Here is an 18221-nt window from a genome sequence, read left to right as displayed (position 1 = left end):
AGTGAAGTAGTTGGGACATGCGATGAGAGAGAAACATTCGACCGACCAGTTTAGTTTATTTCATTTAACATGGCCGATCTTTTTGGAAGTTTTTTTATTTATGTTAATGGGATTAGCCGATACATTTATGTTAAGTGCTTTGTCGGATAATGCAGTTTCAGGTGTTGGTGCCGCCAATCAATATATTCATATTGCGATATTAATACTTGAAGTGGTGGGCAATGGTGCTGCAATTGTTGTATCGCAATATTTAGGTTCGAAACGCTATTTAGAGGCTACAAAAATTTCGGCATTAGCTGTTACGATGAACGTAATTGTTGGGCTTATTATGAGTGTGATTTTTTTCTTTGGCTCAAGCCATTTAATGACGATGATGAATCTAAAGGGCGATGTTTTGCAATATGCGCAAAGCTATTTAGTCATTATAGGTAGTTTTATTTTTTTACAGGCTATTATTAATGCGTTAGCAGCCATTATTCGTGTCCATGGTTGGACGAAACAGACCATGTACGTTTCGCTTGGAATGAATGTTATTCATGTTATCTTAAATTACGGATTAATTTTCGGGAATTTTGGACTGCCAGAATTGGGTGTTAAGGGCGCTGCGATTTCCTCCATTATTAGCCGTGGATTGGCGGTACTTGTTTTTTCGTGGCTGTTGTATCAGGTGATGGAGATACGTGTGAAAATAGAATACTATTTCAGCTATTCAAAAGAATATGTCCGAAAAATTTTAAATATCGGTTTACCATCTGCTTTTGAGCAAGTGCTCTACCAATTTTGCCAAATTGTCTTCCTTTATTACGCAACTTATATAGGTGCTGAGACGCTTGCAGCAAGACAATATGCCATGAATATTTCAATGTTTACATACTTATTTGCAGTTGCAATCGGTACAGGGACGGCGATTATTATAGGTCGATATGTGGGGGCAGGTAAAAAAGATGAGGCCTATCATCAATTATGGATAAGCGTGCGCTCAGCTTTTATTTTCACAATCCTTATGGTGAGTGTTGTCACAATTTTCCGTACGCAGTTCATGAGCTTATTTACAGATAATCCAGAGATTATCGCGATCGGCGGATCTGTCTTAGCATTAAGTATTTTGTTAGAAACAGGTCGTACAATGAATATCGTCGTTATTAATTCATTACGTGCTTCAGGTGATGCAAGGTTTCCTGTCAAAATCGGTTTTTTATCAATGGTATGTATGAGTTTGCCACTTGGCTACTTATTTGTATTTGTTTTAGATTGGGGATTAGTAGGGATTTGGTTAGCTATTTCAGCAGATGAATGGATGCGTGCTATTATCGTATACTTTAGGTGGAAAAGTAGAAAATGGGAGCGTTTTGCCATTGTTTCGCCAACAGCAAAAAAGGAGGGAAATTAAATGGGAGCCATTTCTAAACGAGCTGCAGGAGCGGCATTAATAAATGCAAATATTGAGCTATTTGCTTGTCCAATTTGTCAGGAGTCCATGCAAGTGTATGAGCAAGGGAGGTTGACATGTACAGCAAACCATTCTTTTGATATCGCCAAGCAAGGCTATGTCAATATGCTAACGCATGGAGCAACCTCTAAATATAGCAAGGATCTTTTTGAATCCCGCAAAAAGATAATTGATAGTGGGTTGTACGATCCTCTAGAGGAGAAAATAGCAGAATTAATAGGACAAGCAAAAACGGTGCTGGATACCGGCTGTGGAGAGGGTTCGCATTTAGCTCGCATACTGTCTGAAAGAGATGGTATCGGTGTAGGCATTGATATTGCAAAAGAGGGAATCCTTACTGCTGCTCGCCATTACCCAGAGCAAATTTGGTGTGTAGGAGATTTAGCGAAAAGTCCCTTTGCTAAGCATAGCTTCGATGTCATATTAAATATTTTGTCCCCAGCAAATTATGAAGAATTTAAACGACTACTTACAACTGGAGGATGCGTTATAAAAGTGGTTCCGCAAAGTGGTTATTTGCAACAATTACGAGCGCAACTCTACGCTGATTCGGCTCAAGAAACGTACTCCAATGAGCAAACGGTCGAACGCTTTCGTGAAAGTTTTACAAAGGTTACAGTAGAGCGCATTACTTATACGGTTCCACTTGCTTCAATGCTTGTACCAGCATTGCTAGAAATGACGCCGATGGGCTGGCATAAAGCACAGCAAGCAGAAGTGGATGTCAGGGAAATAACGATTGATGTGGATATCTTAATCGGTCAGGTATAAATCAGATAGATTTGACTTGGGCAATTGCGATATATAGCACTTTTCGATTACAATAGTAATAACTATTGAATAAGGTAGGAATAAAACAGTGTATAAATTTACGGCAAATCTTGTCAAATTAATATTAAAATTAACAGGTTCAAAGGCTCGTGTATATGATGCGCATAACTTACCGAAGGATGGTGGGTTTATTATTGCGTGTACACATACAGGATATGTGGATATATTAAATTTAGGTGTTGCGGTCATGCCTCGTGAAATTCACTTTATGGCGAAAAAGCAATTATTTGATATCAAAGGACTAGGATGGCTTATTAATCATTTAAATGCCTTTCCTGTTGATCGTGATAATCCCGGACCAAGTGTGATCAAAATTCCCTCACAGCTGCTGAAAGAGGGAAAGATTGTTGGGATTTTCCCTTCAGGTACGCGTAATTCAGAAGGAACAGATTTAAAGCAGGGTGCCATCACGATAGCACAACTGTCCAAAACTCAAATCGTTCCAGCCGCTTACGTTGGAGCGCGAAATGCGGGCGATGTCTTTAAAAGAGGAAAGGGTTATCTTATCTATGGAGAGCCGTTTTATGTAACAGGGAAGGGAAAAGAAGGTCGTGAGGAATTTACACACCATCTTGAACATGAGTTAGTAGCTTTAACAGAAGAATTAAATAAACGCATTGCAGCAGATAAAAAATAATACAGTAAGCACTCAGAATCTCGTTGATTTTGGGTGCTTTGTCGTAGGAGGTATTTTTGATGATACGTGTACTATTCGTTTGCCTAGGGAATATTTGTCGCTCACCAATGGCTGAGGCAGTCATGCGAGATTTAATAGAAAAAGCACAGTTGACCGACAAAATCGACGTAGATTCCGCTGCAACAAGCTCATGGCATATCGGGGAGCCACCCCACCGTGGCACACAAGACAAGTTACGAGAATATGGTATAGCGACAAAGGGAATGCAAGGAAGACAGCTACAAAAGCATGATTTTGATCAATTTGATTATATTGTAGGAATGGATGAAAATAATGTACGTAATATTTTTACGATGCTAGGTAATCCTGATTCACCGAAGATTTTTCGTTTTTTAGATTTAACGGACCATCAAATGGATGTACCTGATCCATACTATACAGGTGATTTTCAGGAAACTTATGAACTAGTATTAGAGGGCTGTCAGGCATTATTACAAAAAATTAAGTTTGACAACAAGTTATAGGCACTAACTTTACGCTTATTTTTGTATTAAAATGGAAAATATTATGTGATTTTTCCCTTGTGAAAATATTACCTTAAACATTGGTATATCTAGCTTTGGAAGCATCAATATGTTATTATTTGCAGAGTAAAGATACGAAAAGTATTTAAATACCATTTGCAGATGTGTAGATGTGCATCTATGATTTTATAAACTTTATTTTTGAAAGAGAGTGGAAACAATGGGTCGTAAGTGGAACAATATTAAAGAAAAGAAGGCGTCAAAAGACCAAAGCACAAGTCGTGTTAATGCAAAATTCGGTCGTGAAATTTATGTAGCAGCAAAATCAGGCGAACCAGATCCTGAATCAAATCGCGCTCTTAAAGTTGTTCTTGAACGTGCTAAAACTTACAGTGTTCCTAAACATATTATTGAAAAAGCTATCGAAAAAGCAAAAGGTGGCGGTGACGAAAGCTTCGATGAATTACGCTACGAAGGTTTTGGACCAGCTGGTACAATGCTAATCGTTGATGCTTTAACAAACAATGTGAACCGTACTGCATCTGATGTACGTGCGGCATTTGGTAAAAACAACGGTAACATGGGTGTAAGTGGTTCTGTTGCCTATATGTTCGATTCAACAGCAGTTATTGGTTTAGAAGGTAAGACTGCAGATGAAGTGCTTGAAATTTTAATGGAAGCAGATGTCGATGCACGTGATATTCTTGAAGAAGAAGAGACGGTTATCGTTTACGCTGAGCCCGATCAATTCTTTGCTGCGCAAGAAGCACTAAAAGCGGCAGGTGTTCAAGAATTTACCGTTGCAGAGCTTTCGATGCTTCCTCAAACAGAAGTTACATTAACAGGTGACGATGTAGCAAAATTTGAAAAATTAATTGATGCTTTAGAAGATTTAGATGATGTACAAAACGTTTACCATAACGCTGATTTAGGTGAATAGTTTTTATTATCAGTCAGGCCAGTAGCAAACCATTGCTACTGGTTTTTACATACTCCAGCAAAAAGCCCTCCAACTCTAAAAGAGTTTCGTCTCATAAAGATTAAAAACCAGTGGATACCATAGGTTAAAGAAGGTGCTTTTTGCGTATGCTCGGGTGATAATGGGCATTGATAAGCAAATGTGGAAATTTATTAAGGGGGAGAATTGTGCAAACCTTATTCGCAATCGTTATTTTTTTAGTGACGTTATTTTTAGTCATTGTGCAACCACGTAAATTATCTATTGGATGGTCTGCCTGTATCGGTGCAGCATTTGCCTTAATGTTGGGGGTTGTAACATGGCATGATGTCGTGGCGGTAACTGACATTGTGTGGAATGCTACATTATCATTTATAGGCATTATTATTATTTCTCTTATTTTGGATGAAATCGGATTTTTTGAATGGGCTGCATTACATATGGCACGACTTGCAAGAGGTAGTGGCATTCGCTTATTCATCTATATAGGTTGCTTAGGAGCGATTGTTTCAGCACTATTTGCGAACGATGGTGCAGCATTGATATTAACGCCAATCGTATTAGCGATGGTACGAAAGTTAAACTTAACAGAGCAAAAAGTTTTTCCGTTTATTATTGCAAGTGGATTTATAGCAGATACAACATCATTACCACTGGTGATTAGTAATTTAACAAATATTGTATCAGCGGATTTTTTTGATATTGGCTTTACAGAATATGCGGTGCATATGGTAGTGCCGAATATCGTTTCTTTAATAGCTAGTATACTCGTGCTATATGTTTTTTTCAGAAAGGCTATTCCGAAGCAGTACTCGATGGAGGCGGTGGTTCAACCAACTGTTGCCATTCGAGATAAAAAATTATTCCACATCTCGTGGTACGTTATAGCAATATTATTAATTGGGTTTTTATTTAGTGAATATTTTATTATTCCAGTGTCATTTATTTTATGTAGTGTTGCGCTAATTTTTTTATGGTTGGCACAGAGAAGTAAAAATATTGATACGCAGAGGGTTATGAAAGGTGCCCCGTGGAGTATAGTGTTCTTTTCAATAGGAATGTACGTAGTCGTTTATGGTTTGAAAAATGTAGGGCTTACGGGGTTGTTAGCCGATTTGTTAGAGTATGCCGTTCAGGAAGGCTTATTTGTAGCGACGCTAACGATGGGGTTTGTAGCAGCCATTTTATCAGCAGTTATGAATAATTTGCCGACGGTGATGATAGATGCTTTAGCTATTGCTGAAACAAGTGCAACAGGAACAATCAAAGCAGGACTTATTTATGCTAATGTTATAGGCACGAATCTAGGACCGAAAATAACGCCGATTGGTTCCTTAGCTACATTGTTATGGCTGCATATATTGGCACAAAAAGGTATTAAAATTAGTTGGGGGCAGTACTTTAAAATAGGTATTATCCTAACGATCCCGACACTGCTTGTTACACTACTCGCATTATGCGCTTGGCTAGTAATAATATTATAGTATTAAAGTCAAAATAGTTGAAAAAATAAATTTTTAGGTAATAATTAGTTATTATACTAGCAAAATGAAGAAGGAAAGTGTGCCAAAAATATGAGCAGAGCAAATAAGTTAAGTAATAAAATTATTTTAATTTCATTAATGACATTAGTCGCTTTATTAATTGGTTTTATCGTCACGACGATTTACACGGCGAAATCATCTGTAAATAAAACAATGGGCTCGCAGGCAGTAGCGGTAGCAGAAAACATTGCAAAACAGTTAAATGCGGACGATTATATTGAGCTTTCGAAAAAACCATCGGAGTCTAAACTTTACTGGGAGCTAAGAGAGCAATTAAACGATTTACGAGAAAAAAATGGCGTGCTTTATGCTTATACATTTGCGGTACCAAAGGAAGATCAGAAAGTAAGATTTTTAGTAGATGGTATGCCTAATGATGACCAAGAAAATGCAGGTGCTATTAATTCGGAATCATCTTCTACTTACTATAAGGATCTTGAAAAAGTAATGGCGACAGGTAGCTATTATTCCGCAATATTACATAGTGACTTTGGAGATTATTTATCGGGTACGGTGCCATTAAAAGATGAATCCGGTACGATTGTTGCCTTTGTTGGTGTAGATATTGAGGCGACACAAGTAAGTGGCGTAACGAATACTGTATTAACTTCAGTTTTACCAGCCCTTATTGCGATTATGTTAGTATTAACTCTGGTTGGAATGTACATCATGTATCGTTATATTAACCGTTCATTAAAACCACTTAGTTCTTTAGGTGAAGCTGCTGAATGCTTTGCACGCGGTGATATTGTTCAAGCAACCGAAGCAGTCGAGAAATTACAGTTTAAAGGTAAAAATGAAATTGCCGTTTTCGCCAATGCTTTTAAGGAATCGCTGATAAAATTAAAAGACACTTTCCAAACGATTCAGCTTCGCACGGTTGCTTTACGAGAAGTTGTAGGCAAAATAGATGCTACTTCACAGCAGGTTGAAGCATCAAACTCAAAAATTGCAGACCGTATTATTGAAATTGCGGCAGGTAGTGAACAGCACCAGCAAAACAATAATGAGGTTTTGTTAACAATGAATGAAATGTCCATTGGCATCCAACGTTTAGCTGATACAACTTCCGAAATCGCTGAGTCTTCCAGTGCAATGACGGGATTAGTAGAGTCCAATGTAAACCATTCTCAAGAGGTTATTTCGCAAATCCAAAATGTTGAATCTTCTGTGTTGCGTACAGCAGGACATGTTGAAGAGATGGGCAATAAATTCCGTTCAATTGAAGATATGGTGCTAGTCATTACCAATATTGCCGATCAAACAAACCTACTTGCATTAAATGCTGCTATTGAAGCGGCGAGAGCTGGGGAAGCTGGAAAAGGCTTTGCAGTAGTAGCAGATGAAGTACGTAAGTTGGCTGAAATGTCTAAGACTTCTGCTGATGATATTCAAAAACATTTAGTAAGCTTTAAAGATATTACGGACCGTGCTCTTTCTGAAATGGCACAAAGTACGGAAGATGTGCAAGCGGGGAATGCAGCGGTGCAACAAATTGGTACAAGCCTTTCACAAATTTTACAATCGGTTGCAATGGTTAACAATAAAATTCAAGATGACTCTGCAGTAATCGAAGAAATGTCAGCCGGTTCAGAAGAAATCTTAGCGACGATAGAGCAAATGCAAAATATTGCGCAGCAAAGTGCCTTAGGTACGAAAGAAGTTGCAACTGCTTCAGATTTACAGGTGGCAATGGTTTCAGAATTAAATGAAGTAGTAGAAATTTTGGAACGCACATCTAAGGAAGTAATTGAAGCGATTAATACATTTAAATTATAAAGAATATCAAAAAACTATTTTTCTACGCATTGTATCCCTGTAGAAAGATAGTTTTTTTTCTGTGCGAAAAAATGTGTATATTAGCATATTTAAACGAAAAGGTGAGTATTCTACACATTTATTGTGAAATACATATTGTGTAAACTATAAAACCATTCCATAATATAGATTAATATTAATGCTTTAAATGAACGAAGTAAAAAGGGGTGTAAAGCATGAAATTTTTACGTTCAATACAGGGGAAATTAATTATCGTTTCAATGGCATTACTAATAGTGCCGAGCTTAATCATTGGTATAGTCAGTTATGGGAAAGCAAAGGATGGTATGGAAGGTTTAGGCGAACAAGTTATTCAAAATAGTGTTGAGTCTACTTTACAATTAATCGAACTTGCAAATGAAAGTGTAGAAAAAGGTGACATCCCTTTGGAGGTTGCGCAGGAAAGAGTACGAGAAGCGCTGCTTGGTCCAAAGGATAGTGAGGGAAAACGACCAATTAATTATCCTGGTAATCTAGGAGAGTATGGTTATATCTATGTTTTAGACGACAAAGGAACGTTAACAACGCATCCTACTCGCGAAGGGGATAACTTGTGGGATGATCAAGATAGCAGTGGAAAGTACTTTATTCGTGATGTAACCAAGCGAGCAATAGAAGGCGGTGGCTTTACGGAATATGAGTTTACACTTCCAGGTCAGGACGTATTAGCAGATAAAATTATTTACTCTGCAAAAGATCCGCATTGGGGATGGATCGTAGCATCTGGTACATATATGCAAGATTTTAATAAGGAAGCCAATTCACTGTTATTGGTTATTGGTCTAACGTTATTGGGCGCCATTATTATTGGTACCGTTATTGTAATTTTTGTATCTAGACATCTGGCTTTACCGGTTAAAAAATTATCGAAGCGTGTTCATGAAGTGGCACAAGGTAATTTAACGGTAGAAATTGAAAACCTACAACGATCAGATGAGATTGGGCAATTAAACACAGGCTTTAATGAAATGGTAGATCAATTAAAGACATTAATTACAGATGTTGAAGAAGCCATTGTTGAAATTCAATCTACTTCATCCAATTTAACAGCCGTTGCGGAGGAGACTAATGCTTACGGTGATGAAATTGTGAAAGCGATTAATGAGGTATCAAGAGGAGCAGTGAAACAAGCATCAGATGCAGAAGATACGAATCGTACAGCGATTGCATTTGCACAGCAAATTGTAGAGCTACATGATAAAAATGAATTAATGTTGGATGCTTCTCAAAAAATGAAACAGTCCAATGAAGAAGGGCTTGTGAATTTAAACAGTTTAAAACACAAATCACAAGAATCGTCGGCGCTTATTAATAGTGTTCAAACAGTGTTCAATAGCTTAATTGTTAAAGTAAGAGAAATTGAAGGTATTGTGGGCACTATCAATGAAATTTCCGATCAAACAAATCTTCTTGCATTAAATGCATCGATTGAAGCGGCACGTGCTGGGGAGCATGGCAAAGGCTTTGCTGTAGTAGCCGAAGAAGTACGTAAGCTAGCAGATCAAACATCTGTTGCAACAGATTTAGTACGCACAACGTTACGAGGGATTGAAAGTGAAACGAACTTAGTAAACGATGAGATGCAAAAAACAAGTATCATTGTCCGTGAGCAAAATAATTCAGTTAGTATAATGGAATCTTCATTTAATGAAATAGAAGCGTCTGTCGGAGAGATTATGGTAAATATTGGAGAGATGACGGCGGGCGTAGAATATTTAAATGGCTCTAAAGAAGATATTATGCAATCGATTGAAAGCATCGCGCTAATTAGTGAGAAAAATGCGGCTTCCTCTGAAGAAGTCACGGCATCTGTTGACGAGCAACAGAGAGCTATTCAGCTTGTTAGCGAATCATCCAATGATTTAACAGACGAAATTTCAGCATTACAGGAATCTATTCAACGCTTTACAATAAGATAACCATTTAGATGCTCGGACATAACTAAAAAAATTTAAGGAACAGAGGAAAGCTGTTCATAAATTTTTGCTATATGGAGAACTAGCTAACTTAGCTATTCTTGCTTTTGCAATAAATAAAAAATTAGAAGTGTTCACTAGTTGTTGGTAGCGGAGGCGGTGACTCCTGCGGGACGCACGCAGCGTAAGACGCGGGCATTCCGCGCGATAGCGAGGGTTGCGGCTTACGTGTGTGCCCGCGGAAAGCACCGCCGAAGCGGACAATAACGGCGCAGCAAAAAAGTGTTAGATTGATGGCAGTCAATCTAACACCTTTTCTCTTTTGTACAAGCATCTTTTTTATAGGCAAGACGTTGTTAGTATAAGGGGGTGTTGCATGTGAAAAGGTGGCTAGTGGGAGGCATTATAATTGTTGTTTGTATAGGTAGTGCTCTTTATATATGGTTAGGACAAGAAATGAAACAAGGCACACAGCCAGTTGCAGATGGAACGGCACCATATGTTATCGTGCTTGGAGCAAAAGTAAAGCCAGGTGGTGTATTATCACTATCTTTAAAAAGTAGATTGGAAGAGGCTGTAACCTACCTCAATAAATACCCACATGTTAAGGTAATCGTCTCGGGTGGACAGGGAACAGATGAGGATAGAACAGAGGCATCTGCAATGTTTACCTACCTAGAAGAGAAGGGCATTGAAGCTGAACGAATTTTAATGGAAGAGCAATCCACATCCACCTATGAAAACTTATTATTTTCAAAAGAATTACTACCAGCAGGGACAAAGCAAATTACGATTGTCTCGAATGATTTCCATTTACAACGAGCGAAGTATTTAGCGAAGAAGCTTGATTTAGAGGCAGATGTCGTTGTTGCCAAAACCCCAAAATCTGTGGAAGCGAAGTTAAGACTACGTGAAAGAGCGGCATTATTTAAAACATATATCATTGGTCATTAATAATATATTTACTTTCTTTCCTTTATATATTTGGCATATAATAGAAATATAATGACTAAACGACAGAAAGAGGGTACTTCTATGACAACGTTTAAAGATTATGTATACAGTCGTCCGAACGTGGAGGCGATGAAAGAGCAACAGTTAGCTTTAATCGAGCAATTTAAAGAAGCACAAACGGTTGAGGCACAAAGCGAGCTAATCGAAAAATTAAATGAACTAAGTAATGAATATGCGACAATGGCTAACCTCGTCTACATTCGAGCATCGATTGATACCCACGATTCATTTTATCAAGAAGAACGTGACTATTTTGATGAAGTAGGCCCTGAGCTAGAAGAAATCACAACCGAATATTATAAAGCATTAATCGCTTCACCATTCCGCGAGCAGTTAGAGGAAAAATGGGGGCAACAGTTATTTGATTTAGCATCCTATCAAATTAAAGGATTTTCACCGAAAGTCATTGATTTAATGCAAAAGGAAAACAAACTAGTATCAGAATATAATAAACTAGTTGCTTCAGCACAAATCGACTTTAACGGCGAAACATTAACGCTAGCCCAATTAGGCCCTTATACAGAATCGACAGATCGAGCAATGCGTAAGGCTGCTACAGAAGCTCGTTTTGGCTTCTTTGCTGAGCATGAAGCGGAATTTGATCGCTTATATGATGAGCTAGTCAAAGTGCGTCATGAAATTGCTGTAAAATTAGGCTATCAAAATTATGTAGAGCTTGGCTATATCCGTATGAACCGAATTGATTATAATGCTGAAATGGTTAAGAAATTCCGTGACCAAGTGCGTGATTTAATCGTGCCAGTTGCAACAAAACTATTTGAGCGTCAAGCAAAGCGAATCGGGATTCCCGAACTAAAGTTTTATGATGAAGCGTTAAACTTCTTAACAGGTAATGCTACGCCAAAAGGTGACGCAAATTGGATTGTGGCAAACGGTAAAAAAATGTATGAAGAATTATCTCCTGAAACGGGTGAATTTTTCAACTTTATGATTGACCATGACTTAATGGACTTAGTAGCGAAGAAGGGGAAAGAAAGTGGTGGCTATTGTACGTTTATTGAAAATTATCATTCGCCATTTATTTTCTCGAACTTTAACGGGACATCAGGTGATATTGATGTGTTAACACATGAGGCTGGACATGCCTTCCAAGTATTCTCAAGCCGTGACATTGGCATCCCAGAATATTTATGGCCAACCTATGAATCATGCGAAATCCATTCGATGAGTATGGAGTTTTTCACATGGCCTTGGATGGAACTATTCTTCAAAGAAGACACGGAGAAATATAAATTTACACATTTAAGCAGTGGCTTATTATTTCTTCCTTACGGTGTTGCTGTTGATGAATTCCAACATGTTATTTATGAAAATCCAGAAATGACACCAGCTGAGCGTAAAGCTGCATGGAAAAAAATCGAGCAAACCTATTTACCACACCGTGACTATGATGGCAATAGCTACTTAGAGTCAGGTGGTATATGGCAACGTCAGGCACATATTTATGCAAGTCCATTCTATTATATTGACTACACATTAGCGCAAATCTGTGCGTTCCAATTCTGGAAACGCTCACGTGAAGAGTTTGACGCTGCTTGGAAGGATTATATCCATTTATGTGGCTTAGGCGGCTCTATGTCATTTACAAAGCTTGTGAAGGAAGCTGGCCTAATTTCACCGTTTGAGGATGGCTGTGTAGAATCAGTAATCGGTGTGATTGAGGATTACTTAAATTCAGTGGATGATACAAAGTTGTAGAACCTGTTTTATGACTTAGTAGAACAAGTTCCGCAAAGAACGCTAGTTGATGGTAGCAAAAGGCGGTGACTCCTGCTCAGAACGCACACAGCGTAAGACGCTGGCATTCAGCGCGTAAGCGAGGGTTGCGGCTTACGTGTGTGCCCGCGGAAAGTACCGCCGTAGCGGACATCAACGATAGAGAAAAAGTGTTAGATTGATGGCTGTCAATCTAACACTTTTTCTCTTTGTCCCAACGGAGCGACTTGAGAGTGTTTTCTATAAAAATTGTCCAAGATAAGTTGTTTTTTTGCTTGTTATCTTTGTAATAGATACTAGGATACTTGCGAAATGGTTAATATATAAGTAGTATTTTCAGTAACTGTGATAAAAGGAAGTGAAGAAAGTGACGAGGAAGGTATGGTTCCAAGTAGGTATAGGGATTTTACTAGTTTTACTAATACTTAAATATTTTATAGAGATTCATTGGATTTTCACACCGCTTGCTATGATTTTAAAAGCGATTTTTGTGCCGTTACTACTTGGGGGTGTGTTGTATTATGTGACAGAGCCAATTCAACGTTTTTTAGAAAAGCGTAGATGGCCAAGGTGGTCGAGTATTTTAACAATTGTCGTTGGACTGATTGCCATAGTAGTCGGCTTTGGTTGGATTATTGGTAATCCGATTGCTACACAGCTTAATAATCTGGCAAAAAATGCACCGCTGATTAGTTCAAGTATTCAAGAGGCAACTGATTATGTGTTTAGCTTGTTCAGCAATAAGGATAATTTACCTCCGCAAATAACCGATTTTATTGATAATCTAGCCAATTCTGTACAGAGTATTGCTGTCGTAGCAAGTAAATGGCTTGTATCATTTATCCAATCACTGGTGTCAGTTTCTTTACTAGCGATTTTAATTCCATTTTTCTTCATTTTTATGTTGAAGGACCATGAGAAATTTGCGCCTTCCATTTATAAATATTTTACTGGCGAGCGTCGTGAATGGATTAAAAAGACACTAAGTGAAATAGACGATGTATTGCGTAGCTATATTCAAGGGCAACTGCAAATCAGTTTTTTACTAGCACTTATCATGTATGTTGGGTATTTAATAATTGGCTTAGAGTATTCATTATTGCTCGTGATTTTTGCTTTCTTTATGAATATGATTCCGTTTATTGGACCGTGGATTGCCCTTGCACCAGCAGTCATTGTAGCAGTGATTCAAGATCCAATGCTTGTTGTGTGGGTATGCGTCGTTACACTTATTGCGCAGCAGATTGATAGTAACTTTATTACGCCTAATGTTATGGGGAAATCGCTTGATATCCATCCGTTAACAGTTATTACGATTATTTTAGCAGCAGGTAATATAGCAGGCTTTATTGGGATTATTATTGCGGTACCATTCTATGCGGTACTAAAAGTAATTGTTTCGAATATTTATGATGAACGAAATGCGATAAAGAAAAAGGCTACGAAGTCAGTATAGGGGTCGAATAAAAAGTGGAACAAGAAATTGTTAAAGTTTTTAATGAGCAGCATGAACAAATTGGAACGGCAACACGAGCAGAAGTACATGAGAAGGGCTTGTGGCATGAGACATTTCACTGCTGGCTTGTCAACGAGAACTATATTTATTTCCAAATCCGTAGTGCGCAAAAGAAGGATTATCCAGGGCTGCTAGATATTACAGCAGCAGGGCATTTACTAGCAGTTGAGACAGCGGAAGCAGGCATCCGCGAAGTAAAAGAAGAATTAGGGTTAACAATTAATATTCAAGACATTGTCAAAATGGGGATGACATCTTGTAGCATCGTATCTGAAAATATGATAGATAATGAATTTTGTCATGTCTATTTGTACCCGTTTGAAGATAATTGGGATGCATTTGAGCTGCAATATGAGGAAGTTTCGGGTGTTGTTCGAGCAAAGCTTGATGAAGCGGAAGCATTCTTTTTAGGGAAAACTGGCACGCTAAATATTGAGGGGTATGAATATTTCCCTGATGGGCAACGAGCTCGACTTGTGCGTCCTGTCAGTACGGCACAATTTGTTCCGTATCGTGAGCTGTATGTGGCGGATGTTATTCGCTTTGCCAAAAGTGCAATGTACAATCGATAGAAAAGTCACCAGCCCTGAATAATTAGAAAATGACCATTGGCATGTATGGCATATAGCAGTATGCATGCTTTACGCTCATAAAGATAACTTCGAAATGAATGGAAGTTATTTTTATGAGCATTTTATGTCTATATGTTAATTTATGTAGAAAATAAGCTATACTTGTATTTACAATGAAAGAAAAGGAGCATATATATGCTAACATTTGAACAAAAACAAGCGATAATTGAATCGTTTTCCGAATTAACGAAAAAAGAAATTTCGATGAAGCGAGTGAATTATCATTATATGGACAGTTTGTTTGAAAAGACGATTGTCGTAGAAAAATTGCATCCAAATGGCAATGGTTTTGTCTTTATAGGAGATTTATTGCGCTACGAAAATGAAGCAAATGATAAAGGACTAGTCAATATTCGCGATTATGATGAGCACCAGTTGCGTGCCATTATCGAAGATGCCATTACTTATTTAGGCGAGGAACAAGAAGTAGAAGAGCCGATTATTGAAACTTGGCGTAATCGTGAAGGTGATCAATTGGAGCTTGCGTTTGAGCAACGGTCTTGGAATGTCTATCATCGAGATAATTTAGAAGAAGCCTTTGGCACATATGATGCTGCAAAAGAATACTTACTAGAAGAAGGCTTTCGTAAAAAGAACTAAGTAATATGGGGGAAACGACATGAGTGGTAAAAAATTGGTAGGTATTGTAATTGTTGTTTTAGTCATTGCATGTTTATTTTCAGTTTTTACGATTCAAAATTTTTATAAAAATAATCAAGAACAGCCAAATAGTGAGAATCGTGAAATAAATAAGTCAAAAAGTTTGAATTTAATATTACCACAGGCTACAATTATCTCGAATTCAAGATAATTGAAAGGTGATGGGTTTATGCAACATTTATTTCATAAAGGTACAGATGAAACAAAGCCAACCTTATTGTTATTACATGGTACAGGTGGGGATGAGCATTCGTTAATCAGTCTTGCAAAGGAAATTGATGCAACAGCCAATATTTTAAGTGTACGAGGGAATGTATTAGAAAACGGTATGCCTCGTTTTTTCCGTCGCTTAGCTGAAGGTGTTTTTGATATAGAAGATTTAATCTTCCGTACACAAGAATTACAAAGCTTTTTGGCAACCGCAGCAGAGGAGTATGGTTTTGATCGTACGCGCATTGTAGCGATTGGTTATTCAAACGGAGCCAATATTGCTGCAAGCTTATTATTCCACTTTGAAGATGCATTAGCAGGGGCAATTTTACATCATCCGATGGTGCCAAGACGTGGCATCGAACTACCTGCGTTACCTAATATTCCGGTATTTATAGGTGCAGGAACCAATGATCCAATGTGTACTGCACAGGAATCAGAAGATTTGGAGTCGCTGTTATCGAAAGCGGGTGCTCATGTAACGACAGCATGGTTTAACTACGGACATCAGCTCACAATGCCAGAGGTAGAGGCGGCAAGAGCGTGGTATCGTCAATCTTTTTAAACGTAAAATCCGAGAACAATGTAACTACATGTTCTCGGATTTTTTGTGTGCATCATTACTTTTTCTTAGCAAATGGTAGCCACCAGTTCCAATCACCAAATAGCTTCATAAGGCTTGGCACTAGCATAAGCCGAATAATGGTCGCGTCAATCGCGATGGCAATCGCAATACCAACACCGATTTGCTTTACAGGCATGACATCAGTAAAGGCAAATGCCCCTGTAATAACAATCATAATCAGCGCAGCAGATGTAATGATACGGCTAGTAGATGTTAGCCCATCCACTGTTGCACGCGTATTATCTGCCCCTTTTTGATATTCTTCCTGTATGCGAGAGATTAAAAATACTTCATAGTCCATACTTAAACCAAATACAAGGCAAAATACGATAACTGGAATAATAAGGACAATTGTTCCAGCCTCTATTCCAAAATGCCCATATTGGAAAATATAAACTAGTATGCCAAACGCGGATGATAATCCGATTATATTCATAATGATTGCCTTGAGAGGAATTAAAATGGAACGGAAGGCAAGCATCAAAATAAAGAACGTCGACACGATAATGATGGAAACCGCAAATATTATTTTACTAGCAATTTCATCAAAAATTTCTTGATTAAATTTCCCTTGTCCACCTAGTTTGAAGTCAACATTTAAATCCTTGTCCATCCACGTTCTGGCGAATTGCTGTGCTGCTGAAGATGAACCAGCTACATTTAATGTAATAGGAATAAATAGCTGTGTATCCTTTGAAAAAGTATTAATAATTGGTTTTAATTGTTCTGCCATTTGTGGCATTTTTAAGGAAGCGTTTAATTCCTCTGGTGATTTTATTTGGGCTGCTGTATAAATCGTTGATACTTCATCAACGAGCGGGTCGTTAAGCAGTTTTTCTTGTATATCAAACAGTAGCTTTCTTCCTTGCTCGTCTTCCCAACCATCTTGGCGTTCTGCAAGTAAATATAAAACGGATATATCGCCAAGCCCAAACGTTTCATCTAATTTATCGTAAGCTGCTCGGGCATCGTATTTGGTTGGTAAAGAATCTACTTGCGGTATAGCAAGTTTAATATCCTTTAACGGAATCATCCCGATACCAAGTAATAATAAAGCGACAATAACAATAGACACAGGTCGCTTCATAACAAAGCCAGCAAAACTGTGCCAACGATTCGTGCCACCTGGCTTTACACGTAATATACGCCATTTATTTAGGCGATCTCCTAACACCATCATTGTCGCAGGTAATAAAGTGAGACCGGAAAGCACGGCAAACAATACGACAATTGTGCCACCTAGGGCAATATTGCGGAAGATTTCTACATCAATGACAATCATGGCACCAAGACCAATCATGACACAAACAGCAGAAAAAATAATAGAACGACCGGCTGTTTGGATGGCGATTTGTATAGCTTCGGCAATGCTTGAATGGTTACGCTCTTCCCGATAGCGATTAATAAATAGCAGAGCAAAATCAATACTAAGGGCAAGTCCAAGCATTGGTACAATATTTAACACAAAAATGGATAAATTAACGCTACCACTTAGTAGCGTCAACAGTCCGAATGCTGTGACAACGGTAACAACTCCGATTAAAATTGGTAAAATAGCAGCTACAACAGTACCAAAAGCAAGTAATAGCACAACAATAGCGATTGGTAAACCAATGGCTTCAGCGGATGCTAAGTCCTTTTGGCTAGCTTCATTAATATCCTCCGAAATCACAGGACCACCAGTTACACTGATCCCATCATCTTCAACTAAAGCACGAACCTCTTTGACGATAGCAGGCAAATTATCAATGTTATTTTTAAAATGTACCATGGCATAGGAAATGCCATTCTTTTGTAAAGTGGAATCATCCAGTGGTGACTGAATAGAATGAACTTCTTCAATGTCCTCTAGCTTTTGTAGGGTGTTTTCGATTTTTTGATTGCTTGCTTGATCAAAAACAACCATGATTGTTTCTGCAGGTAAGTCGAATGTTTTGGCTAGTTCATTTGTGACATAGGTATGATCAGCTTCAACAAAAAAGCCATCTCCATGCAGTTTGCTAGGAAGCTGTATAGCAAACACGGCCATTGCGATAAAAATAACAATCCAAATGGCAACGATAGCTTTTGCATGTGCAGTGATAAAAGCTGAAAAAGTTTTCATAACGATAAAGCATCCCCCTTTTAAACTAGTGTAAAGGATGTGTCA

Annotated in this window: 16 protein-coding genes; 15 read left to right on the top strand and 1 reads right to left on the bottom strand. The window is 38.1% G+C overall.

The window, feature by feature from the left end; genetic code table 11:
• The first annotated feature begins 22 nt into the window (after positions 1–22).
• From MHH88_RS20540 to MHH88_RS20470, 15 genes are all read left to right on the top strand, one after another.
• Positions 23–1390 (top strand): MATE family efflux transporter, encoded by a 1368-nt coding sequence (locus MHH88_RS20540; RefSeq protein ID WP_339260357.1) that lies wholly within the window; start codon positions 23–25, stop codon positions 1388–1390.
• The gene (locus tag MHH88_RS20535) at positions 1391–2221 is read left to right on the top strand and encodes a putative RNA methyltransferase (protein ID WP_339260355.1); all 831 of its coding nucleotides are present in this window, start codon (positions 1391–1393) and stop codon (positions 2219–2221) included.
• An 88-nt stretch (positions 2222–2309) separates the two neighbouring features.
• Positions 2310–2918: a 1-acyl-sn-glycerol-3-phosphate acyltransferase gene (locus MHH88_RS20530; RefSeq protein WP_069508020.1), complete on the top strand. Its 609-nt coding sequence runs from the start codon at positions 2310–2312 to the stop codon at positions 2916–2918.
• A gap of 59 nt (positions 2919–2977) precedes the next feature.
• Complete coding sequence (locus tag MHH88_RS20525) at positions 2978–3442, top strand: low molecular weight protein-tyrosine-phosphatase (protein ID WP_069508018.1); 465 nt, start codon at positions 2978–2980, stop codon at positions 3440–3442.
• Positions 3443–3662: 220 nt separating this feature from the next.
• Positions 3663–4382 (top strand): YebC/PmpR family DNA-binding transcriptional regulator, encoded by a 720-nt coding sequence (locus MHH88_RS20520; RefSeq protein ID WP_069508016.1) that lies wholly within the window; start codon positions 3663–3665, stop codon positions 4380–4382.
• Positions 4383–4585: 203 nt separating this feature from the next.
• Positions 4586–5884 (top strand): arsenic transporter, encoded by a 1299-nt coding sequence (locus MHH88_RS20515; protein ID WP_339263142.1) that lies wholly within the window; start codon positions 4586–4588, stop codon positions 5882–5884.
• 90 nt (positions 5885–5974) lie between these two features.
• Complete coding sequence (locus MHH88_RS20510; protein ID WP_339260351.1) at positions 5975–7723, top strand: methyl-accepting chemotaxis protein; 1749 nt, start codon at positions 5975–5977, stop codon at positions 7721–7723.
• Positions 7724–7938: 215 nt separating this feature from the next.
• Positions 7939–9681, top strand: a complete 1743-nt coding sequence (locus tag MHH88_RS20505; RefSeq protein WP_339260349.1) for a methyl-accepting chemotaxis protein — start codon at positions 7939–7941, stop codon at positions 9679–9681.
• Positions 9682–10056: 375 nt separating this feature from the next.
• On the top strand, positions 10057–10632 hold the full coding sequence (locus tag MHH88_RS20500; RefSeq protein ID WP_339260347.1) for a YdcF family protein: 576 nt from the start codon (positions 10057–10059) through the stop codon (positions 10630–10632).
• Between the two features lie 81 nt (positions 10633–10713).
• Complete coding sequence (locus MHH88_RS20495; RefSeq protein WP_069508005.1) at positions 10714–12411, top strand: M3 family oligoendopeptidase; 1698 nt, start codon at positions 10714–10716, stop codon at positions 12409–12411.
• A gap of 385 nt (positions 12412–12796) precedes the next feature.
• Positions 12797–13885, top strand: a complete 1089-nt coding sequence (locus MHH88_RS20490; protein WP_069508003.1) for an AI-2E family transporter — start codon at positions 12797–12799, stop codon at positions 13883–13885.
• Positions 13886–13899: 14 nt separating this feature from the next.
• Positions 13900–14517: an NUDIX domain-containing protein gene (locus MHH88_RS20485; protein WP_339260344.1), complete on the top strand. Its 618-nt coding sequence runs from the start codon at positions 13900–13902 to the stop codon at positions 14515–14517.
• Positions 14518–14712: 195 nt separating this feature from the next.
• The gene (locus MHH88_RS20480; protein WP_339260343.1) at positions 14713–15177 is read left to right on the top strand and encodes a hypothetical protein; all 465 of its coding nucleotides are present in this window, start codon (positions 14713–14715) and stop codon (positions 15175–15177) included.
• 19 nt (positions 15178–15196) lie between these two features.
• Positions 15197–15388 carry a hypothetical protein gene (locus MHH88_RS20475; protein ID WP_024361385.1) on the top strand — a complete coding sequence of 64 codons (192 nt, stop codon included), beginning with the start codon at positions 15197–15199 and terminating at the stop codon, positions 15386–15388.
• Positions 15389–15406: 18 nt separating this feature from the next.
• Complete coding sequence (locus MHH88_RS20470) at positions 15407–16012, top strand: alpha/beta hydrolase (protein ID WP_069507997.1); 606 nt, start codon at positions 15407–15409, stop codon at positions 16010–16012.
• A 55-nt stretch (positions 16013–16067) separates the two neighbouring features.
• Here the strand turns inward: MHH88_RS20470 and MHH88_RS20465 are convergent, their stop codons facing one another.
• Positions 16068–18176: an MMPL family transporter gene (locus tag MHH88_RS20465; protein WP_339260339.1), complete on the bottom strand. Its 2109-nt coding sequence runs from the start codon at positions 18174–18176 to the stop codon at positions 16068–16070.
• Between the last annotated feature and the right edge of the window lie 45 nt (positions 18177–18221).

Source organism: Lysinibacillus sp. FSL K6-3209, assembly GCF_037976175.1.
Lineage (GTDB): Bacteria > Bacillota > Bacilli > Bacillales_A > Planococcaceae > Lysinibacillus > Lysinibacillus sphaericus_D.
The sequence above is the reverse complement of the archived record's forward strand: the minus strand, read 5'-3'. Positions and strand labels throughout refer to the sequence as shown.